Raw genomic sequence first — 20,186 nt, 5'->3', positions numbered from 1 at the left:
CGCGCCTTCGTCGTATCGCGCCGGCGGCATGGTTGTGATAGAGCGCCAGATATCTGTCTGCGAACAACGGGATGAACGGAGAGACGCTTCGCTGAAGCGCTGATCCGTTCGGGAAGCATGAGCGAGAAACAATCAGCCGAGCCGGACCGGGAGGAGCAGGTCCCCGATGAGCGGCACCTGACCTGGTATCTGCGCGGCGTCCGGCGCTGTTTCTCCATTCCGGGCCTGGTCCTCGTCAGCGCGTTCGTCGGTTTCGCCGGCCTTGCCCGCGAGGCGGGGCTGACGCTGGAGCAGACGGTCTTCATGACCGGGATCGTCTGGGCGCTGCCGGGGCAGGTGGTGTTGATCGGGGCGATTCTGGCGGGCAACAGCCTTTTCGCGGCAGCCTTCGCCGTTGCGCTTTCATCCGTGCGCCTCGCGCCGATGGTTGTCGCGCTGACACCGGAGATGCGAACGCCCAAGACCCGGAAATGGGTTCTGTACGCACTTTCGCATTTCGTGGCCATCACCTCATGGGTGCTGGCCATGGAGAGCTTTCACAAGGTGCCGCGAGACATGCGGACAGCCTTTTATACGGGCATAGGCACCACGCTCGTGCTCGTGAACATGGGCGTCGTCGCAACCGTGTTTCTCGTGGCGGGCCGCCTGCCGGTGCAACTGACGGCGGCGCTTCTCTTCCTGACGCCGGTTTATTTCCTCACATCGCTCTGGGGTTCCGCGCGGGAGCGGGCAGGGCATGTGGCGATGATTCTGGGCTTGGCGCTGGGTCCCGTCTTTCACGTGCTTCTTCCCGGTTTCGACCTGCTTGCCGCCGGCGGGGTGGCGGGAGGAGCGGCATATTTCTGGCATCGGGTGCGGTTGAAGAGGGAAACCGCCGGATGACCTTCGATGCCCTGGACGCCTGGTGGTGGCCCTATCTCTTCATTCTGGTTGCCGGCTGGCTGGCAACAGACTCATGGCGATATCTGGGGGTCTATCTCGGCGGCAAGATGTCCGAAGAATCGGACATTCTGGTCTTCGTGCGCTGCGTGGCGACGGCGCTCGTGGCCGCCGTTATTGCCAATCTCATCGTTTTCCCCAGCGGCACGCTCGCCGATTCCCCCCTCGCGCTGCGATTGGGAGCGGCCATTGCGGGGTTTGCCGCCTATCTCCTTGCCCGCAAGCAGATACTGGCCGGCATCATCGTTGCCGAAGCCTTTCTTCTCGTGGGGCTCTATCTGATCGGTTAGAGCTTTCTTAGAACAATCCGGGATAAGCACGCCTCCAAGGGGTGAGCGATGCTTTTACCGGCAGAACGTTTGGTGGCGCTGATCATCGCCACTTTCCTGATCGTGGACATTGGCCTCGTCGCGGGCGGCGGGGTGTCCGTGGACTGGTCGGGCTATGCCATGGTCGTGCTGTGCGGCTCTGGCGTGCTGGGCGTCGGCCTCGCCTACAGGCTGAGCGGCCGCGACGAGAAGATTGCCCTGGCGGCAATCTCCGCCGGCCTCTTCGTCCTCTTTACGATCGTCGGTTCGGCGCTGAACTATCTCGTGATTCCGGCGGGCACGGAACGCATCGATCCTCTCTTGATAAGGCTCGATGCGGTGCTGGGCTATTCATGGCCGGCGCTTGTGGTCTGGGTTGCGGAATTTCCCGCCCTGGGCAGCCTCCTGCGCTGGACCTATCTCAGTTCGCTTCCTCAGTTCGTGATCGTGATTCTGGTGCTCGGGATGACGGGCCGCCGGGACCTGCTGCACGGCTTCCTCCTCACGGGCATTCTGGCCGCCATCGTGACCATCGCCTTCTGGCTGGTCTTCCCGAGTTCAGGTCCTTCCGCGTTCTTCCCGATACCCGCGGAGGCGGTCGCGAAGCTGGGAATGGTGGTCAGCCCGGATTATGGCGCAGAACTCAACCGCCTCATGGGCGAGGGAGTGACGCACCTGTCGCCGACCGACACGCTTGGGCTGATTGCTTTTCCATCGTTCCACACCGTCATGGCCCTCATGTCCATATGGTTCATGCGCACCATCCGGCCGCTCTTCCCGCTGTTCGTGATCGTCAACATGCTGATGCTGCCGGCGATCCTCGTTCATGGCGGTCATCATTTCGTTGACCTGTTCGGCGGCCTGGCGGCTTTCGCCATCGGTCACGCCCTGGCGCAGTCCCTCCTTTCAGGCGCGACTGCTTCCGGCAAGCCGGATCTGGCAGGCGTCGGCGAAGAAGCGCGATCAGAGAGCGGTTTTCAGTCAGGTGGAATCACCTGACGCTACAGCGCGGCGCGGATCCTCTCCGCCTGTTCCGCCAGCATCGTCTGATCGGCCATCTCGCCCGTGTGAGGTCGCAGCGCGACGCCGTCAAAACGGGGGATGATGTGGACGTGGAGATGAAAGACCACCTGTCCGCCGGCCTTTTCGTTGAACTGCTGTATGGTCACGCCATCGGCTCCGAAAGCGGTCTTTGCCGCGCGGGCAAGTTTCTGGACCGTTCGCATCACGGCTGCCAGGCTGCCGGCATCCACGTCGAGGATGTTGCGCGACGGCTTTTTCGGGATCACAAGGCAGTGGCCGTCGCCGCGCGGCATGATGTCCATGAACGCAAAGGTGTCGGCGTCCTCATAGAGCTTGTGAGAGGGCAGTTCGCCGCGCAGGATTCTGGCGAAGATATTGTCGTTGTCATAGGCGGCGCTGGTCATGGAACCCTCTCGTTCAGGCGATTGCGGCGGCATCTTTCCGCGCTAATGTCGCAAGCGTCAACTCCCGGGGACAGGCGATTCGCCGCGTTTCCTTGCCGAAGGTGAAGGTCGTGAACCATCTTTATCTGATCGTCGCCATTCTGTTCGAAGTCGTGGCGACGACCGCCCTCAAACAATCGGACGGATTCACGCGGCTCGTGCCCTCGCTCGTCACCGTGATCGGCTACGCGGTTGCCTTCTTCTTCCTGTCGCTGACCCTGCGCATCATGTCTGTCGGCATCGTCTATGCCTTGTGGTCGGGCGCCGGCATCGTGCTGATCACCGCCATCGGCTGGCTCTGGTTCCGGCAGGCCCTGGATGCTCCGGCGCTGCTGGGCGTTGCGCTCATCATCGCCGGCGTGCTGATAATCAATCTCTTCTCGAGATCCGTGATGCACTGAGCCGCGCTCACCCCTTGCGGAACGGGGTGTGGGCCGAGAGCACGCCGGCGATCTCCGCCACGTCCTGCCGCTCCATGTCGAGATACTGCGCCACCGCGCGCCGCAGCCCCGGATGCGGGATGTGGTGGGCCGAGCGGGTGATGACGGGTTCGTAGCCGCGCGCCAGCTTGTGCTCGCCCTGCGCGCCGGCCTCGACGGTCGAGAGGCCGTGCCGGATGGCGAACTCGATCGCCTGGTGATAGCAGATCTCGAAATGCAGGAAGGGGTGGTGCTCGATGCAGCCCCAGTTGCGCCCGTAAAGCGTGTCCGAGCCGATGAAATTGATCGCCCCCGCCACGTAGCGTCCGTTGCGCCGCGCCATCACGAGCAGGACGTCGTCGGCCATGCGCTCGCCGATCAGCGAGAAGAAGCGGCGGTTGAGATAGGGGCGGCCCCATTTGCGGCTGCCGGTATCGGTGTAGAAGGCGAAGAAATCGTCCCAGACCGCCTCTGTCAGGTCGCGGCCGGTCAGCCAGTCGACGGTAATGCCGTTCTCCAGCGCGGCGCGGCGCTCCTTCTTGAGCGCCTTGCGCTTGCGCGAGGCGAGCGTGGCGAGGAAATCGTCATAGGAGCCGTAACCCCGGTTGAAGAAGTGGAACTGCTGGTCGATCCGCATCAGGAAGCCGGCTTCCTTCAGCGCCTCGATGTCCTGGTCCATGGCGAAGGTGACATGGGCGGAGGAAACGTCGAGCCGCTCGGTCAGCGTCTTCAGCCCTTCCGCCAGCACCTGCCTGACTGCCGTGCTGTCTACGCCGGAGCGGGCAAGCAGGCGCGGTCCGCGCGCCGGGGTGAAGGGAACCGATGCCTGCAGCTTGGGATAATAGCGTCCGCCGGCGCGCTGGAAGGCATCCGCCCAGCCGTGGTCGAACACATACTCGCCCTGGCTGTGCGATTTCAGGTAGCAGGGCACGGCGCCGAGCAGCGTGCCATCCGCCGCGCGCAGCCAAAGATGCTGGCCGAGCCAGCCGCTGTCGCGGGTCGCGCAGCCGCTCTCCTCGACCGACGACAGAAAGGCGTGTGAAAGGAAAGGGTTGTAGGCGACGGCGGGATCGGCCCGTGAAGCGCCGGCGAGGGTAGCCCAGTCGGCCTCGGGCATGTCCGAAAAATGCGGCGAGACCGTCAGGGTTGCCTCACCGGTCGCTGGGTCGGGCGTGTTGGCCGTGGTCATCATCGGAACCTAAGCTGCGACGCTGGCAATTCAAGATCGGGCATGCGGCCACGGACGGGCATTGAGTGGATCAGGGCAGGAAGCCCTCGAAGGTCATCTGGTCGGCATGGCGCGCCGTCGCCTCGATGGCCGCCGCGTCGCGCACGGTCCAGGTGATCACCGGCATGGACAGGCGCCGTCGCACGAAGGAGACGAAGGGGTTCGGCAGTTGCGTCACCGCATAGGAGACGAACGAGATGTCATGCGCCAGCATGGAGAAATGCGCTTCGATCTCTTCGGGCGAAATGCCCTCCGCCGTAAGGCCGCGCGGCCGTTCCGGCGCGCGGGCGGCGAGATTGCGGATCAGGCGGTGCTCGAACGACATCAGCGCCACTGCGCCGTCATAGCCGTCGACGGTGCCGATGACACGCTCGACGAGACGGGCGTCGTGCCCGTCCGATCCCTTCAGCTCGATGACGATCGGCACGCGGCCGGCGACGAGCGCCAGCATGTCGCCGAGCGACGGCACGCGGTCGCCGGTGCCGCCGACTGCCAGACGGCCGAGTTCGGCGGCACTCCTGTCGCGGATATTGCCGTCAGCGCCGGTCAGGCGCCGGAGCGCCGCGTCGTGGAACACCATCGGCACATCGTCGGCCGACAGATGCACGTCGCATTCGATCGCATAGCCGGCCTGCGCCGCGGCCTCGAAGGCGGACAGCGTGTTCTCCCAGCGGGCGCTGTTCATGTCGTGCAGGCCGCGATGGGCGATCGGCCGCGCCGTCAGCCACGACAGGTCGCTCACGGTCAGGCGACCTCGATGACCGCGTCGATCTCGACGGGCGCGTTCATGGGCAGGGACGCCATGCCGACGGCGGCGCGCGCGTGACGACCACGCTCGCCGAGCGCGGCGACGAGGAAGTCCGATGCGCCGTTGGCCACCAGATGCTGATCGGTGAAATCGGGCGTCGAGGCGACATAGACCGTGATCTTGACGATCCGCTTGATGCGTTCGAGGTCGCCGAGTGCCGTGCGCGCCTGCGCAAGAATGTTCACGGAACACCATTTCGCCGCCAGCTTGCCGGCTTCCGTACCCAGCTCACGGCCGAGCAGGCCCATCGCCATCAGCTTGCCGTCCTTGAGGGGAAGCTGGCCGGAGGTCATCAGCAGGGAACCCGACTGGACGAATGGCACGTAGTTGGCGACAGGTGTCGCCGCATCCGGCAGCTCCACGCCCAGTTCCAGCAGTTTCTTCTCGATTGCGTTGGCCATTCTCTTCTCCTGCCTTTGGACTGCGGACGACACGCACACGCTTGCTATCGGTCGGTTTTGGAGGGCAGCCCGTTCGTCGATTCTTGGCACGGCCGGCGGCGAAAATCGAATCTCAATTGATGCCGGATCGGCGTGCCGGGCGAAGAGGTTGCATATTTGCCTCGCTTCCGCCACGACTCTCGGCCAATTGATGAGGCATTCTTGCGGCCGAAGCGAATCCCCGGCCACGACAAAGCCGAAGCCTAGGAGGTTGTTCATGCGCTCTTTGCGCCCCGTCCTGTTGAGCCTGCTCGCCTGTTCCGGTCTCGGCGCGACCAGCGTCCTGGCCGCGGAGGAGCAGCTCCTGGCGCATCGTGCGATCTACGAGCTGTCGTTAGGCACGGCGAGCGACCGCTCGGGCATCAATGCGATCACCGGACGGATGGCGTACGAGTTCGCCGGCTCGCAATGCGAAGGCTACACGACCACGTTCCGCTTCGTCATGCGCATCGAGACCGACGAGACGAACAGGCTGTCCGACCAGCAGACGACCACTTTCGAGGACAGCAAGGGCGAGACCTTCCAGTTCGTCAACAAAACCTATCTGGACAATGCGCTCGACCGCGAGGTGAAGGGCGTGGCGCGGGCGGACGGCGATGGGACCCGCGTGGATCTGAGCAAGCCGCAGAAGGAAACGCATACGCTCGAGCAGACAAAATTCCCCGTCGCCCACTTGAAGGAAGCGCTGGCCAAGGCCAAGTCGGGCGGCGGCTTCTATCAGACGACGCTGTTCGACGGTTCCGACGATGCCGACACGGTGGTGCTGACCGCGGTGACCATCGGCAAGCCGCGCGCCATCGCCGAGGGCGACCCGGAGCGGAAGGCGGCGGCGCTGCTGGAAGACGGGAGTTTCTGGCCGGTCACCATCGCCTATTTCGAGCGTTCGGAGGAGCGGGGCGAGGAAACCCCGGACTACGACATCAGCTTCCTGCTTCACGAGAGCGGTGTCACGCGCTCCCTCAGGATGAATTACGGCGAGTTCTCCATAGAGGGCAGGCTGATCGACCTGACGCTGTTCGAACCGACCGCCGGCGAGGCCTGCAAGCCGTAAGCGCGTGACCGTCGGGCGGCAACACTTGCATTCATCGGCATTACCCTCTATATGCGCGCCCATTCCACACACGGGCCAATAGGTCTCGGCCGGGAGAAATCCGGCTGGCGCCTCCGGTGGCGGTTCTCCGCCTGCAGGTTCGTGGAGGTTCAACCGGAAAGGAACTTTTGAATGGCTCTGCCTGATATCAGCATGCGCCAGCTGCTTGAAGCTGGTGTTCACTTCGGCCACCAGACTCACCGCTGGAACCCGAAGATGGCGAACTACATCTTCGGCGCGCGCAACAACGTTCACATCATCGACCTGAGCCAGACGGTGCCCCTGATGCACCAGGCGCTGAAGATGGTTTCGGACACCGTCGCCAAGGGCGGCCGCATCCTGTTCGTGGGCACCAAGCGCCAGGCGTCGGACATCGTTGCCGATGCGGCGAAGCGTTCGGCCCAGTACTATGTCAACGCCCGCTGGCTCGGCGGCATGCTGACCAACTGGAAGACGATCTCCAACTCGATCCAGCGCCTGCGCAAGCTCGACGAGCTGCTCGCTTCGGACGCCCAGGGCTTCACCAAGAAGGAGCGCCTGAACCTCGAGCGCGAGCGCGAGAAGCTGGACCGCGCGCTGGGCGGTATCCGCGACATGGGCTCGACGCCGGACCTGATGTTCGTCATCGACACCAACAAGGAAGCCATCGCCGTGCAGGAGGCCAAGCGCCTCGGCATCCCGGTGGTCGCCATCGTCGATTCGAACTGCGATCCCGATACGATCGACTTCCCGATCCCCGGCAATGACGACGCCGCGCGCGCCCTGGCGCTGTACTGCGACCTGATCGCTCGCGCCGCCATCGACGGCATCGAGCGCCAGCAGGGCGCGATGGGCATGGACATCGGCGCGTCGGTCGAGACGCCGAGCGAGCCGGTCCTCGAGGAAGCTCCGGCTGAAACCCCCGCAGCCGAAGAGAACAAGGACGCCTGAGGGCGCCGTTCGTAGCGAAATTGTGGGGCGACGAGCCCCGCGGCGGCCGCGCGGCAGGACAAAGGCTTCGCGGCCGTTTTGTTTAGAGATTGATTGAAGAGGCGACGATGAGCATTTCAGCAGCACAGGTCAAGGAACTGCGCGAGAAGAGCGGCGCGGGCATGATGGACTGTAAGACGGCCCTGACCGAAACCGACGGCGACATGGAAGCGGCCATGGACTGGCTGCGCAAGAAGGGCATCGCCAAGGCCGACAAGAAGGCCGGCCGCACGGCCGCCGAGGGCCTAATCGGCGTGGCGTCCGACGCCAACAGCGCGGTCGTGGTCGAGATCAACTCGGAAACCGACTTCGTGGCCCGCAACGATGCGTTCCAGGAACTGGTCAGCAACGTCGCCGGCGTCGCGCTCGGCACCGACGGCACGCTCGACGCGGTCGCGGCTTCCGCCTATCCGGGAACCGGCAAGTCCGTCGCCGACACGATCAAGGACGCGATCGGCACGATCGGCGAGAACATGACGCTGCGCCGCTCGGCCAAGCTGTCGGTCGCCAACGGCGCCGTCGCCAGCTATGTCCACAACGCCGTCACCGACGGTCTCGGCAAGCTCGGCGTCCTGGTGGCCATCGAGACCACCGGCAATGCCGACGCCGCGCGCGCCTTCGGCCGCCAGGTGGCAATGCACGTTGCCGCGACCAACCCGCTGGCGCTGTCGGAAGCGGAAGTCGATCCGGCCGCCGTGGCCCGCGAGAAGGACATCTTCTCCGACCAGGCGCGCCAGTCCGGCAAGCCGGAGAACATCATCGAGAAGATGGTGGAAGGCCGGCTGCGCAAGTTCTTCGAGGAGGTCGTCCTCCTGAAGCAGAACTTCGTCATCAATCCGGACCTGACGGTCGAGAAGGCGCTTGCCGAGGCCGAGAAGGAAATCGGCGCGCCGGCCAAGATCGTCGCCTTCGTTCGCTTCGCCCTGGGTGAGGGCGTCGAGCGCGAGGAGACGGACTTCGCCGCCGAAGTGGCGGCAGCGGTCAAGAAGTAACTCTTTCGATTGCCGTTTGATAAGGAAGGGCGTCGCGTGACAACGCGGCGCCCTTCGTGTAACGCAGGACGCATATTGGAGACTTCGAAATGACCGAAAAACCCCGTTACCGGCGCGTTGTGCTGAAGGCATCCGGTGAGGCCCTGATGGGCGAGCAGGGGTTCGGTATCGACGTTTCTGTGGTCGACCGCATCGCGGCGGACATCTCCGCCGCCCGCAAGCTGGGCGTCGAGGTCGGCGTCGTGATCGGCGGCGGCAACATCTTCCGCGGCGTGGCCGTGGCGTCGAAGGGCGGCGACCGGGTGACGGGCGACCACATGGGCATGCTTGCCACGGTGATCAACTCGCTGGCGCTGCGCACCTCGCTGGTCAAGATCGGCGTCGATGCGGTCGTCATGTCCGCCATCGCCATGCCGGAGCTCTGCGAGAGTTTCTCCCAGCGCCAGGCGATGAGCTACATGAACGCCGGCAAGGTGGTCATTTTCGCGGGCGGCACGGGCAACCCGTTCTTCACGACCGATTCCGCCGCTGCGCTGCGCGCCGCCGAGATCGGCGCCGACGCGCTGTTCAAGGGAACGCTGGTCGACGGCGTCTACACGGCGGACCCGCGCCGCGATCCGAGCGCCGTGCGCTACGAACGGATCACGCACGCTCAGGTGATGCGCGACGGGCTGGCGATTATGGATACTGCGGCAATTGCCCTTGCGCGCGAGAACCACATTCCGATAATCGTCTTTTCGATTCATGAAGAGGGCGGTTTCAGCGCCATCTTGAGGGGCGGCGGCCACTGCACCATCGTGGCCGATGACGCCGACGCAGAACAGCGTGTGGGTGCGTAAGGAGACCTGATATGGCCGATGGCGTTGATTTCAAGGATTTGAACCGTCGTATGGAAGGAGCGGTGACGGCGTTCCAGCACGACCTCGCCTCGCTGCGGACCGGCCGGGCGTCGGGCAATCTTCTCGACCCGATCCAGGTCGATGCCTACGGCGCCATGATGCCGATCAACCAGGTGGCGACCATTTCGGTTCCCGAGCCGCGCATGATCTCGGTCTCGGTCTGGGACAAGGGCATGGTCTCGGCGGTGGACAAGGCGATCCGGGAGGCGAATCTGGGCTTCAACCCGATCGTCGACGGCACCACGCTGCGCATTCCGCTGCCGGAGCTCAACGAGGAGCGCCGCAAGGAACTGGTTAAGATCGCGCATCAATATGCCGAGAGCGCCCGCGTCGCCGCGCGCCACGTGCGCCGCGATGGCATGGAGCACCTGAAGAAGGCCGAGAAGGACAGCGTGATCAGCCAGGACGACATGCATGTCCAGTCCGACCGCGTCCAGAAGATGACCGACGAGACCATCGCCGCCATCGACAAGATGCTGGTCGCCAAGGAAGCAGAGATCATGCAGGTCTAGTCCTGTGACTGTCGCGCAGGAGGAACGCGATTTGGCGAAACCCACGCATGTGGCGATCATCATGGACGGCAACGGTCGCTGGGCCGCGGCGCGCGGCCTGCCGCGCCGGGCCGGCCATCGCGCCGGCGTCGAGGCGCTGCGCCGCACGGTGCGCAACGCCGGCGAACTCGGCGTCTCCTGGCTGACGGTCTACGCCTTCTCATCGGAAAACTGGTCGCGGCCGCGCTCCGAGGTCAACGACCTGATGGGGCTCCTGCGCCTGTTCATTCGCCGCGACCTGGCCGAACTGCACCAGAACGGCGTGCGGGTGCGGATCATCGGCGACCGGGAAAACCTCGAACCGGACATCAAGGCGCTGCTGGCGGAGGCGGAGAACCTGACGGCCTGCAACACCGCGATGAACCTCGTCATCGCCTTCAATTACGGCGCGCGCGACGAGATCGTCCGCGCCGCCACGGCGCTCCTGCGCGACATTCAGGCCGGCACTGCCGGACCCGAAGCGCTGACCATCGAACGGTTCGGCGGCTATCTCGACACCGCCGGCATTCCCGATCCGGACCTGATCATCCGGACCAGCGGCGAACAGCGCCTGTCGAACTTCCTCCTGTGGCAGGCGGCTTATACCGAGTTCGTCTTCGTCGACGGCCATTGGCCCGATTTCAGCCGCGAGGATCTGGTGGCGGCCATCGCGACCTTTTCCGAGCGCGACCGCCGCTTCGGCGGCGTGACGGCGCGAGAAGCCGCTCTATGAGCACAGTCCCCGACACCGGCGGGGGAAAGCCGCAGCGTAGCAATCTGCAGCTGCGCGTGATGTCGGCGCTGGTGCTGGGCGCAGCGGTGCTGGCGGTCACTTGGTTCGGCGGGCTGCCGTTTCGCGTGATGGTCGCGATGATCGCTGCGGCGATCTTCCACGAATGGACCGCAATGCAGCGTGCCGCACAGGCACGCTGGCTGGTCGCGCTCGGCGCGGTGCTCCTGGCGGTGGTCCTGCTGCCGATGATTACCGGGCAGGCGGCGGTGACGGTTTTCATGATCCTGGCCGTGGTGCTGGCTTCAAGCGCGGCAGCGGGGCTGGCCGCCGGGCAGGGGCTGGGCGCCACCGCCGGCCTCGCCTATGCCGCGGCGCCCGCGCTGGCGCTTGCCTATCTGCGTGGCGACGACCAGTCCGGCCTGCTGGCGATCCTGTTCCTGTTCGCCGTCGTCTGGACGACCGACATCATGGCCTATTTCACAGGGCGGACACTCGGCGGCCCGAAGCTCGCGCCATCGATCTCGCCGGGCAAGACCTGGAGCGGCGCCATCGGCGGGGCGGGTTTCGCCGTGCTGGCGGGCGGCGCATTCGCGTTTCACGGCAACGCCGTGCACGGCGTTCTGCTCGTCGCCGGCGTTGCCCTTCTCCTGGCTGTGGTCTCCGAACTCGGCGACCTGTTCGAATCGGCCCTCAAGCGACGCCATGGCATCAAGGATTCGGGCAATCTCATTCCCGGTCATGGCGGCGTGATGGATCGCGTCGATGGATTGATGGCGGCCGCCCTGGTGTTTTACGCGCTGGCGGCGCTCCTTGCCGGGCCGGAGACGCCTGCCCACGCATTCTTCACCTTCTGACCGGTCTGGATTTGCCATGCATTTGCCGCGATGGCATTGAGGGTATGAGAGCGGGAAGATTCGGCGCCCGGCGCCGGCTTCTCCCGGTGCGCGGGTGCGCGCGACAGAAGATCGAATCATCGGTCGAGGCCCCGGGAGCGGTTCCGGTCCTGGACCGCGAGCCGGACTGCAAGCGAGCGAGACGTCGGTGATGGAATTTTTCACGTCCTTTTTCAGCACTGACAGCCTGCTGGTCGGAACCATCATTCCGTTCCTGTTCGTGCTCACCGTCGTCGTCTTCGTCCACGAGATGGGCCATTATCTGGTCGGTCGCTGGTGCGGCATCGGCGTCAAGGCTTTCTCCATCGGCTTCGGACCCGAGCTGTTCGGCTTCACCGACCGGCGGGGAACGCGCTGGAAACTCTCCGCGATCCCGCTCGGCGGCTACGTCAAGTTCACCGGCGACATGTCGGCCTCGAGCCAGCCCGACCCGGAGGCGACGGAACATCTGACCGCCGAGGAACTGAAGGTGGCTTTCCACACCCAGCCGGTGTGGAAGCGGGCGGCGACTGTTTTCGCCGGCCCCCTGTTCAACTTTTTCCTGACCATCGCCGTCTTCGCGGTGATGTTCGGCTTCTACGGCCGCTATGTCCTGGAGCCGAGCGTCGCCGACGTTCAGCCGGACAGCCCGGCCGCCATGGCCGGTTTCGAGCCGGGCGACCGCTTCGTCTCCGTCGACGGAACGACCGTGCGGACCTTTGGCGATGTGCAGCGGCTCGTTTCGGGCCGGGCCGGCGACGAACTGACCTTCGTGGTGCGCCGTGGCGAGCAGGAGGTCGAACTCGTCGCGCGGCCCCGTGTGAGCGAGCAGAAGGACGCGCTCGGCAATACGGTCAAGCTGGGCGTGATCGGCGTGGTCACTGACGAGACCGTTGGGCAGCCCCGCCTGATCGAGTACGGCCCGCTGGAATCGGTCGGCGAGGCGGTTCGCGAGACGGGCTATGCCATCTACCGGACCGGACAGTTTCTCAAGCGATTCGTCGCGGGGCGTGAGGATCGGTGCCAGCTCGGCGGCCCGGTCAGGATTGCCGACATGGCCGGCAAGGCCGCGCAGCTCGGCTTCGAATGGCTGGTTCAATTGGTGGCATTGTTGTCGGTCGGTATAGGCATTCTCAATCTTTTACCCATTCCCCCCCTTGATGGCGGACATCTGGTGTTCTACGCCATAGAGGCGGTGATGCGGCGTCCGGTCTCCGAACGGGTGATGGACGCTGTGTACCGTGTTGGCCTTTTTGCGGTTCTGGCCTTCATGGGGTTCGTTTTCTGGAACGACCTGTTCGGCTGCTAGATCACCGCGTGTCCATTCGGATGCAGAAGGGACGATCTGGATCATTGATGGAGCATCGGAACAACCGAAACCCGGGATTCCACCGTTCGGTCCGCCGCTCCCGGGGAGAAGCACGAAAAGGTACTTGGGTAAAAATTGAGACGATATTTACCATGGCACCGAAATTGGCGTGACGATAAAGCCACGGTGCGAGGGTTCGTAAACGCAAATTAACCAGAAGGCTTGCGTGTAGGGAAAATACGGCTATTACGATAGCTGATTTTGTAGGATGTTCCGATTTCCGCCGCGGGGACAAAGAGAATAGAAGGTTTTCAAGCCCAATGAAGGCAACTTCCAGGTTCATGAACGCCGTTTCGGCAGTCGCTCTTTCGGCGGGCGTGGCGATGACGGGGACAATCGCCATCCAGCTCGCGGCCATCCAGGTGGCCGAAGCCGCGACCGTCAGCCGTATCGAGGTGCGGGGCAATCGCCGCGTCGATGCCGAGACTGTTCGCAATTACATCGGCATCCGTCCGGGCCGTTCCTTCTCCAACGACGACGTCAACGACGCGGTGAAACGCCTGTTCTCCACCGGTCTTTTCGCCGACGTGTCCATCACCCAGTCGGGCGGGGCGCTGATCGTCACGGTCGATGAGTATGCGGTGGTCAACCAGGTCCTGTTCCAGGGCAACAAGAAGATCAAGGACCGCAACCTCACGGAAGCCGTGCAGTTGCAGCCGCGCAAGTCCTTCTCCAATCAGGCGCTCGAAGCCGACGCGGAAACGATCCGCGAGGCGTACCGCCGGATCGGTCGCGACGACGCTACCGTCAGCGGTCGCATTCAGGAGCTCGAGGACGGCCGCGTCAACGTCATCTTCGACATTCAGGAAGGCGGGCGCACCAAGATCGCGGCGATCAATTTCGTCGGGAACAGCGCTTTCGGCAACAGCCGTCTGAAGGACGTGATCTCGACGAAGCAGTCGAACTTCCTGTCCTTCCTGATGCGCAACGACATCTATGACGACAACCGTCTGCGCGCCGACGAAGAGACGCTGCGCCGCTTCTACTACAATCGCGGCTATGCCGATTTCCGCGTCATTTCGGCAGCCGCCGATCTGGACGAGGCGGAGAACGCCTATACGCTGACCTTCACCGTGGAGGAGGGCGAGCGCTACCGCTTCGGCAATGTCGAGATCGAAAGCACGATCACCGGCGTCGATCCGCAGACGCTTCAGTCGCGCCTCGAAACGCGCCAGGGCAGCGTCTACAGCGCCAAGGACGTCGAGGACACGATCATCGCGCTGACCGAGGAAATGGCCGGCAGCGGCTATGCCTTTGCCCAGGTCACGCCGCGCGGCAACCGCAATTTCGAGACCCGTGAGATCGATGTCGTCTACTCGGTCGACGAGGGTCCGCGCGCCTATATCCAGCGCATCGAAATCCGCGGCAACCAGCGCACCCGCGACTACGTCGTTCGCCGTGAATTCGACTTGAGCGAGGGCGACGCCTTCAACCAGGTGCTGGTGCAGCGCGCCAAGCGTCGCCTGGAGGCGCTCGGCTTCTTCCAGACGGTCAACATCTCGACCGTTCCCGGTTCGCAGCCCGATCAGGTGGTTCTCGTCGTCGATGTGGTGGAAAAATCCACCGGCGAATTCTCGATCGGCGCGGGCTATTCGACCGGCGCTTCGGATGCGAGCGGCGGCGGCTTCTCCGTCGAAGGTTCGGTCACCGAGCGCAACTTCCTCGGTCGCGGCCAGTTCATCCGCGTTTCGGCTGGCGGCGGCAAGGATTCGCGCGACTATTCGCTCTCCTTCACCGAGCCCTATTTCCTCGGACGGCGCATCGCCGCGGGCTTCGACATCTACCGCCGCACGCGCAAGTTCGACGATTACGAGCGCGATGTGACCGGTGCGACCATCCGTTTCGGCCTGCCGATCACCGAGGCGCTGTCGACCCAGTTCGCCTACAACTATTCGCAGGAAAACTATGCGGGTACGGGGAATTGCTCGACACTGGGCGATGGAAACCCTGCCAATGACGCAAGCTGTACGCTGGCGCCCGCTCTGGTCCAGGCGATCGAGTCCGGCACCTGGAAGAAGTCGTCGGTCAGCGGTTCGCTGATCTACAACACGATCGACAACATGCAGAGTCCGCGCGAAGGCATCTACGCCAACCTGACCCTGGAAGTCGCCGGTCTCGGCGGTGACGCCAAGTTCATCAAGGCGACGGCGCGCGGCAGCTACTACCAGACCCTGTCGGAAGAGCTGGACCTGGTCGGCATCCTCAATGTCGGCGCCGGCCACATCCAGGCGCTGTCGGGCGATCTGCGCGTGTTCGATCACTTCTCGAGCAGCGACCGCATCATCCGTGGCTTCAAGTACAACGGCATCGGCCCCTATCAGACGACTGCTGGCCGAATCGACCACCTGGGCGGCAAGACCTACTTCAACGCCTCGGCGGAAGCGCAGTTCCCGTTCCCGATCCTGCCGGAGAGCTTCGGCCTCCGCGGAGCCGTGTTCGCCGACGCCGCGACGCTCTACGCCAGCGATATCGCGGGTACCAGCGGCACCGGGATGGAATGGCGCGCGTCGGTCGGTGCCGGCCTGATCTGGGCATCGCCCTTCGGCCCGCTGCGTGTTGACTACGCTGTTCCGGTCGTGAAGGAAGATTCTGACACGGTTCAGAACTTCAACTTCGGCATCTCGACACGGTTCTAGCAGCCCTGCCTTTTCCGGGCACAATCCCGTTTGGTCCGGGCCCTCGTGGCCCGGGCGGAAGGTTTCCATGAAGGATCCTGACTTCTTCGCTCCCGCACGCCGCTTTCAGGCAGGCGAGATCGCCTCGCTGACGGGCGCGAGCCTGGTCGATCCTGCGCATTCCGATATCGTGATCGATAACGTTGCAGCGGCCTCGGAAGGACGTGCGGGGACGCTGGTCTTTATCGACGGCAAGCGTCATTCGAGCGTCCTGCGATCCACCAAGGCGTCGGCTGTCCTGTGTCCACCGGAGCTTGCCGACCAGGCGCCCGCAGGTGTCGCGACCCTTGTTACAGCGAAGCCGCAGGCGGCGTTTGCCGTCATCGCCCGGCTTCTGTTTCCCACCGCCATGCGCCCCGGCGTGCTGACGGGCGAGACGGGGCGATCGGCGCAGGCGAGCATCGCCGCCGACGCCGTGATCGAGGATGGCGTGATCGTCGAGCCGGGCGCCGTGATCGGCGCCGGCGCCATGATTGGCCGCAACACCGTGATCGCGCCGAATGCGGTGATCGGCGCGCTGACGCGGATCGGCCGCGACAGCTATGTCGGACCGGGCGCATCGCTCCAGTGTGCGATGATCGGCGACCGGGTCATCATCCATGCCGGGGTTTCCATCGGCCAGGACGGGTTCGGCTATCTGCCGGGGCCGAAGGGGCTGGAGAAGATCCCGCAGATCGGCCGCGTCGTCATCCAGGACGATGTGGAAATCGGCGCGAACACGACGGTAGACCGCGGCGCGCTGACGGACACGGTGATCGGCGAGGGCGCCAAGATCGATAATCTGGTGCAGATCGCCCATAATGTGCGGATCGGCCGTGGCTGCGTCATCGCCGGCCATTGCGGCCTGTCGGGGTCCGTGACGCTGGGGGATTTCGTGATGCTCGGCGGCCGGGTCGGCATCGCCGATCACATCACCATCGGCACCGGAGCCCAGCTCGCCGCCTCCAGCGGCGTCATGAACGACGTGCCGGCGGGCGAACGCTGGGCGGGGTCTCCGGCACAGCCGATGCGCGACGCATTTCGTGAACTGGCCACGCTGCGCAGCCTGGCGGACAGGAAAAGAAGGAAGAGGGACGGGGATGAGTGAAACGCCCGCGAGCACGCTTGAAAGCCTCGATATTCTCGATCTGATGCGGCTCCTGCCGCATCGCTATCCGTTTCTGCTGGTCGACAGGATCGTCGAGATCGACGGCGACAGGTCGGCTATCGGCATCAAGAACGTGACGGCCAACGAGCCGCATTTCACCGGCCATTTTCCGACCCAGCCCGTCATGCCGGGCGTGCTGATCATCGAGGCGATGGCGCAGACGGCTGGCGCGATATGCATCAATAATGCCGGCGCCGAAGGCCCGTCTCTCGTCTATTTCATGACGATCGACGGCGCAAAATTCCGCAAGCCCGTGGTGCCCGGCGATCGGCTGGAGATGCATGTCACCAAGGTTAAGCAGCGCGGCAGTATCTGGAAGTTTGAATGCGAAGCCAAGGTCGACGGCGGCAAGGTCGCCGAGGCGACGATCTCCGCCATGATGTCGGTCGAAGAACAGGGCTGACGGGATAAAGAATGGCGCGTCCGACCACCATCCATCCATCGGCCATCGTCGAGGCCGGAGCCGAGCTCGGCGCCGGCGTCAGGATCGGCCCCTTCTGCCATGTCTCCGCTGCGGCCAAGCTGCATGATGGCGTGGAGCTGATCGGCCATGTCACCATCATGGGCGATACCACGCTGGGTGCCGGCTGCCAGGTCTATCCGCAGGCGGTCCTCGGCGCTCCGCCGCAGAACTTCAAGCACAAGGGTGGTCCCAGCACGCTGGAGGTCGGCCCGCATTGCGTCATTCGCGAGGGCGTGACCTTTCATGCCGGTACGGACACGAGCCGCGGCCGCACCACGGTCGGCTCGAACGGTTTGTTCATGGCCTATTCGCACGTGGCGCATGACTGCGCCATCGGGAACCATGTGACCATGGCGAACTATGCCGGCCTCGGCGGCCATGCCGATATCGGCGACTACGTGATTCTCTCCGGCTATGCCGCCGTGCATCAGTTCGTCCGCGTCGGGCACCACGCCTTCCTGGGTGGCTGCGCCGCCGTGGTGGGCGACGTCATTCCCTACGGCATGGCGGTCGGCGACCGGGCGCGCTTGCGCGGCCTGAACATCGTCGGGCTGAAGCGGTCCGGCATGTCCCGCGAGGAGATGACCGTGCTGCGCAGGGCCTACCGGCAGATTTTCGCCGAGGGTTCCTCGCTGGCGGACAACGCGGCCGCGGTGTCCCGAGCTTTCCCGGATTCGGCCCCGGTGGCCGACATGGTCGCCTTCATCGGCGGCCGGGACAAACGCCATTTTACGATACCCGCGCGCGGTGGAAGCGCCGCCGAGGAAGATGACGAGGGCTGAGCGCCCGGACCGAGTGCTTTCCCCCGGCGCACGCGTTGCGGTGGTTGCCGGCAGCGGCGGGTTGCCCCGTGACGTGGTCGCGGCGCTGATCCGCCAGGGACACAGGCCGCTGGTCGTTGCCATAGAGGGCGATGCCGACTGGATCGGCGAGGGCGCGCAATCCTTCGATCTGATGCCGACCCCGCCGGAACGGTTCGCGCTGGTCCTGCCGAAGCTGAAGCGGGCCGGCGTTACCCATCTGGTTCTCGCGGGCGGCGTGAGCGGCCGGCCGCCCCTGCACAGGATCCGCTTCGGCCTCGATGTCTTCAAGATGCTGCCGCGCCTGATCCGCGCCTACGCCAAGGGCGACGACGGCCTGCTGAGGGCCGTCATCGCGTATATCGAGGACAACGGCATCGCGGTTCTCGGCGCGCACGAGATCGCGCCGGACCTGCTGGCTCCGGCCGGCGTGCTGTCGCGCGTCAGGCCGAGTGCCGCCGACCGCCGGGATATCGCGGCGGCGCATGAGGCGGCCCATGCGATCGGTGTACTCGACATTGGTCAGGCGGCAATCGCCGTCGGCGGCCGTGCGGTGGCGCTCGAGGGGATCGAGGGAACGGCGGGGCTGCTCGAACGCATGCGGGACATGCGCGGCCACGGCCGGCTTGCCGGCCGCAAGCGCGGCGTTCTGGTGAAATGCGCCAAGCCGCAGCAGGAATTGCGCGCCGACCTGCCGACCATCGGCCTACAGACCATCGAGGCCGCCCATGCCGCCGGGCTGGCCGGCGTGGCGGTCGAGGCGGGCAGGGCGCTGATCATCGACTATGCGGCAACGGTCGCGCGGGCCGACGAACTCGGCCTCTATCTGGTCGGACTGGAGGACGTCGCATGAGCGCCGTTTCGCGCCCGCTGCAACTGGCGATCATCGCCGGCGAGGAATCCGGCGACCTGCTGGGTGCCGACCTGGTCGCGGCCCTGTCGGCGTCCGCCGGCACGCCGGTCGCGCTGACCGGCGTCGGTGGGCGGGGCCTCCAGGCGCTGGGCCTCGAGCCGCTGTTCGACGCCGATGACATCGCCCTGATGGGCATCTCGGCGATCCTGCGCGACCTGCCGCGGCTGGTGGCGCGCATCGGCCAGACAGCTCGCGCAATCGTCGCCGCGAAGCCGGACTGCCTCGTCACCATAGACAGCCCGGAATTCAGCCTGCGCGTCGCCAAGAAGGTGCGCGCCATGGCGCCGGACATCCCGATCATCCATTATGTGTGCCCGAGCGTATGGGCCTGGCGGCCGGGACGCGCCCCCGCCATGCGTCCCCATGTGGACGAGATTCTCTGCCTGCTGCCCTTCGAGCCGGACGAGCTGCGACGGCTGGACGGCCCTCCCGGAACCTTTGTCGGCCATCGTCTGGCCACCGATCCCGACATCCGCGCCGCGGCGCAGGCCCATCTCAAAAACGGCAAGCCCGCGAAGACGCTGACCCGGAACCTGCTCATGCTGCCCGGCTCGCGAAAGGGCGAGGTCAGCCGGCTGATGGAACCGTTCGGCAAGACCGCGCGGCATCTGGCCGAAGCGGGGCACGATTTCCGCATCCTGATCCCCACTGTGCCGCATGTGGCCGGAATGGTGGAGGAAGCCAGCCGGCAATGGCAGGTGCGGCCCGAGATCATCCTCGATGCGGAGCGCAAATGGCAGGCCTTCGCTGCGGCCGACGCGGCACTTGCCTGCTCGGGCACCGTGTCGCTCGAACTCGCGCTGGCGCGCGTTCCCTCGGTCATCTGCTACAAGACGGACTTCGTCGCGCGGGCGCTGATCCCGCTGATCTCCGTCTGGTCCGCGGCGCTCCCCAATCTGATCGCCGGCTGGCCGGTCGTTCCGGAACATTTCAACCAGTTCGTCCGGCCGAACTATCTGGCGCGGCAGATCGCGCAACTCTGGGATGACACGCCCTTGCGCGCCGCGCAGATGGCCGGTTTCGCCGCCGTGGCCCAAGCCCTCGAGACGCCGCGCCCGTCCGGCGCGCTTGCCGCCGAGGTGGTTCTGCGCCACATCGCGCAGAGACGCTGAACCTTCCTGCATCG

Annotated in this window: 22 protein-coding genes; 18 read left to right on the top strand and 4 right to left on the bottom strand. The window is 65.1% G+C overall.

The features are described 5' to 3' along the window. Nucleotides 1-117: 117 nt before the first annotated feature. From NA2_RS06665 to NA2_RS06655, 3 genes are read left to right on the top strand one after another with little or no spacing between them, the layout of a single operon-like run. Nucleotides 118-882 (top strand): AzlC family ABC transporter permease, encoded by a 765-nt coding sequence (locus NA2_RS06665; RefSeq protein WP_008595629.1) that lies wholly within the window; start codon nucleotides 118-120, stop codon nucleotides 880-882. Continuing rightward, entirely contained in the window at nucleotides 879-1,229 is a 351-nt protein-coding gene (locus tag NA2_RS06660) for an AzlD domain-containing protein (protein ID WP_008595627.1), read from the top strand. Before NA2_RS06665 ends, NA2_RS06660 begins: the two co-directional genes overlap by 4 nt. 48 nt (nucleotides 1,230-1,277) lie before the next feature. After that, the gene (locus NA2_RS06655) at nucleotides 1,278-2,246 is read left to right on the top strand and encodes a phosphatase PAP2 family protein (protein ID WP_081582625.1); all 969 of its coding nucleotides are present in this window, start codon (nucleotides 1,278-1,280) and stop codon (nucleotides 2,244-2,246) included. A gap of 2 nt (nucleotides 2,247-2,248) precedes the next feature. On the opposite strand, the gene NA2_RS06650 is transcribed toward NA2_RS06655, so the two are convergent. Continuing rightward, nucleotides 2,249-2,674 carry an HIT family protein gene (locus tag NA2_RS06650; protein ID WP_008595623.1) on the bottom strand — a complete coding sequence of 142 codons (426 nt, stop codon included), beginning with the start codon at nucleotides 2,672-2,674 and terminating at the stop codon, nucleotides 2,249-2,251. Nucleotides 2,675-2,784: 110 nt separating this feature from the next. On the opposite strand from NA2_RS06650, the gene NA2_RS06645 reads away from it, so the two are divergent. Beyond that, on the top strand, nucleotides 2,785-3,114 hold the full coding sequence (locus NA2_RS06645; RefSeq protein ID WP_040677074.1) for a DMT family transporter: 330 nt from the start codon (nucleotides 2,785-2,787) through the stop codon (nucleotides 3,112-3,114). A 7-nt stretch (nucleotides 3,115-3,121) separates the two neighbouring features. On the opposite strand, the gene NA2_RS06640 is transcribed toward NA2_RS06645, so the two are convergent. The 3 genes from NA2_RS06640 to NA2_RS06630 form a co-directional block, all read right to left on the bottom strand. Then, nucleotides 3,122-4,249, bottom strand: coding sequence for a GNAT family N-acetyltransferase (locus NA2_RS06640; protein WP_244423604.1), 1,128 nt, complete (start codon nucleotides 4,247-4,249; stop codon nucleotides 3,122-3,124). A 142-nt stretch (nucleotides 4,250-4,391) separates the two neighbouring features. After that, entirely contained in the window at nucleotides 4,392-5,102 is a 711-nt protein-coding gene (locus NA2_RS06635) for a glycerophosphodiester phosphodiesterase (RefSeq protein WP_008595616.1), read from the bottom strand. Nucleotides 5,103-5,104: 2 nt separating this feature from the next. Beyond that, on the bottom strand, nucleotides 5,105-5,569 hold the full coding sequence (locus NA2_RS06630; protein WP_008595614.1) for a RidA family protein: 465 nt from the start codon (nucleotides 5,567-5,569) through the stop codon (nucleotides 5,105-5,107). Nucleotides 5,570-5,825: 256 nt separating this feature from the next. Here NA2_RS06630 and NA2_RS06625 point away from each other — a divergent pair, with 256 nt between their 5' ends. From NA2_RS06625 to lpxB, 14 genes are all read left to right on the top strand, one after another. Continuing rightward, entirely contained in the window at nucleotides 5,826-6,659 is an 834-nt protein-coding gene (locus NA2_RS06625; RefSeq protein ID WP_008595611.1) for a cell envelope integrity EipB family protein, read from the top strand. A gap of 171 nt (nucleotides 6,660-6,830) precedes the next feature. After that, nucleotides 6,831-7,628 (top strand): 30S ribosomal protein S2, encoded by a 798-nt coding sequence (gene rpsB, locus NA2_RS06620; RefSeq protein ID WP_008595609.1) that lies wholly within the window; start codon nucleotides 6,831-6,833, stop codon nucleotides 7,626-7,628. A 107-nt stretch (nucleotides 7,629-7,735) separates the two neighbouring features. Further along, nucleotides 7,736-8,659, top strand: a complete 924-nt coding sequence (gene tsf / locus NA2_RS06615; RefSeq protein WP_008595607.1) for a translation elongation factor Ts — start codon at nucleotides 7,736-7,738, stop codon at nucleotides 8,657-8,659. An 89-nt stretch (nucleotides 8,660-8,748) separates the two neighbouring features. Then, nucleotides 8,749-9,498, top strand: a complete 750-nt coding sequence (gene pyrH / locus NA2_RS06610; protein ID WP_008595606.1) for a UMP kinase — start codon at nucleotides 8,749-8,751, stop codon at nucleotides 9,496-9,498. An 11-nt stretch (nucleotides 9,499-9,509) separates the two neighbouring features. Beyond that, the gene (gene frr, locus NA2_RS06605) at nucleotides 9,510-10,070 is read left to right on the top strand and encodes a ribosome recycling factor (protein ID WP_008595604.1); all 561 of its coding nucleotides are present in this window, start codon (nucleotides 9,510-9,512) and stop codon (nucleotides 10,068-10,070) included. Between the two features lie 31 nt (nucleotides 10,071-10,101). Continuing rightward, nucleotides 10,102-10,821 (top strand): isoprenyl transferase, encoded by a 720-nt coding sequence (locus NA2_RS06600; protein WP_008595602.1) that lies wholly within the window; start codon nucleotides 10,102-10,104, stop codon nucleotides 10,819-10,821. Next, nucleotides 10,818-11,675, top strand: a complete 858-nt coding sequence (locus NA2_RS06595; RefSeq protein WP_008595601.1) for a phosphatidate cytidylyltransferase — start codon at nucleotides 10,818-10,820, stop codon at nucleotides 11,673-11,675. The genes NA2_RS06600 and NA2_RS06595 overlap by 4 nt, the downstream gene beginning before the upstream one ends. Before the next feature lie 187 nt (nucleotides 11,676-11,862). Continuing rightward, the gene (rseP, locus tag NA2_RS06590) at nucleotides 11,863-13,002 is read left to right on the top strand and encodes an RIP metalloprotease RseP (RefSeq protein ID WP_420798697.1); all 1,140 of its coding nucleotides are present in this window, start codon (nucleotides 11,863-11,865) and stop codon (nucleotides 13,000-13,002) included. 320 nt (nucleotides 13,003-13,322) lie between these two features. Beyond that, complete coding sequence (gene bamA, locus NA2_RS06585; RefSeq protein ID WP_008595597.1) at nucleotides 13,323-15,698, top strand: outer membrane protein assembly factor BamA; 2,376 nt, start codon at nucleotides 13,323-13,325, stop codon at nucleotides 15,696-15,698. A 67-nt stretch (nucleotides 15,699-15,765) separates the two neighbouring features. Beyond that, complete coding sequence (gene lpxD, locus NA2_RS06580; RefSeq protein WP_008595595.1) at nucleotides 15,766-16,824, top strand: UDP-3-O-(3-hydroxymyristoyl)glucosamine N-acyltransferase; 1,059 nt, start codon at nucleotides 15,766-15,768, stop codon at nucleotides 16,822-16,824. Then, nucleotides 16,817-17,287, top strand: coding sequence for a 3-hydroxyacyl-ACP dehydratase FabZ (gene fabZ, locus NA2_RS06575; RefSeq protein WP_008595593.1), 471 nt, complete (start codon nucleotides 16,817-16,819; stop codon nucleotides 17,285-17,287). Before lpxD ends, fabZ begins: the two co-directional genes overlap by 8 nt. A gap of 11 nt (nucleotides 17,288-17,298) precedes the next feature. After that, complete coding sequence (lpxA, locus tag NA2_RS06570) at nucleotides 17,299-18,129, top strand: acyl-ACP--UDP-N-acetylglucosamine O-acyltransferase (protein ID WP_008595591.1); 831 nt, start codon at nucleotides 17,299-17,301, stop codon at nucleotides 18,127-18,129. Then, nucleotides 18,116-19,000 carry an LpxI family protein gene (locus NA2_RS06565; RefSeq protein WP_040677068.1) on the top strand — a complete coding sequence of 295 codons (885 nt, stop codon included), beginning with the start codon at nucleotides 18,116-18,118 and terminating at the stop codon, nucleotides 18,998-19,000. The genes lpxA and NA2_RS06565 overlap by 14 nt, the downstream gene beginning before the upstream one ends. Further along, nucleotides 18,997-20,172, top strand: a complete 1,176-nt coding sequence (gene lpxB / locus NA2_RS06560) for a lipid-A-disaccharide synthase (protein WP_008595586.1) — start codon at nucleotides 18,997-18,999, stop codon at nucleotides 20,170-20,172. The genes NA2_RS06565 and lpxB overlap by 4 nt, the downstream gene beginning before the upstream one ends. The last annotated feature ends 14 nt before the right edge of the window (nucleotides 20,173-20,186 follow it).

The sequence above is a fragment of the Nitratireductor pacificus pht-3B genome (genome assembly GCF_000300335.1).
In the GTDB taxonomy this organism is placed as follows: Bacteria; Pseudomonadota; Alphaproteobacteria; order Rhizobiales; family Rhizobiaceae; genus Nitratireductor; species Nitratireductor pacificus.
The sequence above is the reverse complement of the archived record's forward strand: the minus strand, read 5'-3'. Positions and strand labels throughout refer to the sequence as shown.

What these genes read in the sequence shown, in the direction of transcription:
- NA2_RS06660 (WP_008595627.1), top strand. Translation starts at nt 879, where the DNA reads ATGACCTTCGATGCCCTGGACGCCTGGTGGTGGCCCTATCTCTTCATT.
- bamA (WP_008595597.1), top strand. Translation starts at nt 13,323, where the DNA reads ATGAAGGCAACTTCCAGGTTCATGAACGCCGTTTCGGCAGTCGCTCTT.
- lpxB (WP_008595586.1), top strand. Translation starts at nt 18,997, where the DNA reads ATGAGCGCCGTTTCGCGCCCGCTGCAACTGGCGATCATCGCCGGCGAG.
- lpxD (WP_008595595.1), top strand. Translation starts at nt 15,766, where the DNA reads ATGAAGGATCCTGACTTCTTCGCTCCCGCACGCCGCTTTCAGGCAGGC.
- NA2_RS06630 (WP_008595614.1), bottom strand. Translation starts at nt 5,569, where the DNA reads ATGGCCAACGCAATCGAGAAGAAACTGCTGGAACTGGGCGTGGAGCTG.
- NA2_RS06565 (WP_040677068.1), top strand. Translation starts at nt 18,116, where the DNA reads ATGACGAGGGCTGAGCGCCCGGACCGAGTGCTTTCCCCCGGCGCACGC.
- NA2_RS06665 (WP_008595629.1), top strand. Translation starts at nt 118, where the DNA reads ATGAGCGAGAAACAATCAGCCGAGCCGGACCGGGAGGAGCAGGTCCCC.
- pyrH (WP_008595606.1), top strand. Translation starts at nt 8,749, where the DNA reads ATGACCGAAAAACCCCGTTACCGGCGCGTTGTGCTGAAGGCATCCGGT.
- NA2_RS06640 (WP_244423604.1), bottom strand. Translation starts at nt 4,249, where the DNA reads ATGCCCGAGGCCGACTGGGCTACCCTCGCCGGCGCTTCACGGGCCGAT.
- fabZ (WP_008595593.1), top strand. Translation starts at nt 16,817, where the DNA reads ATGAGTGAAACGCCCGCGAGCACGCTTGAAAGCCTCGATATTCTCGAT.
- NA2_RS06655 (WP_081582625.1), top strand. Translation starts at nt 1,278, where the DNA reads ATGCTTTTACCGGCAGAACGTTTGGTGGCGCTGATCATCGCCACTTTC.
- frr (WP_008595604.1), top strand. Translation starts at nt 9,510, where the DNA reads ATGGCCGATGGCGTTGATTTCAAGGATTTGAACCGTCGTATGGAAGGA.
- tsf (WP_008595607.1), top strand. Translation starts at nt 7,736, where the DNA reads ATGAGCATTTCAGCAGCACAGGTCAAGGAACTGCGCGAGAAGAGCGGC.
- NA2_RS06595 (WP_008595601.1), top strand. Translation starts at nt 10,818, where the DNA reads ATGAGCACAGTCCCCGACACCGGCGGGGGAAAGCCGCAGCGTAGCAAT.
- NA2_RS06625 (WP_008595611.1), top strand. Translation starts at nt 5,826, where the DNA reads ATGCGCTCTTTGCGCCCCGTCCTGTTGAGCCTGCTCGCCTGTTCCGGT.
- lpxA (WP_008595591.1), top strand. Translation starts at nt 17,299, where the DNA reads ATGGCGCGTCCGACCACCATCCATCCATCGGCCATCGTCGAGGCCGGA.
- rpsB (WP_008595609.1), top strand. Translation starts at nt 6,831, where the DNA reads ATGGCTCTGCCTGATATCAGCATGCGCCAGCTGCTTGAAGCTGGTGTT.
- NA2_RS06650 (WP_008595623.1), bottom strand. Translation starts at nt 2,674, where the DNA reads ATGACCAGCGCCGCCTATGACAACGACAATATCTTCGCCAGAATCCTG.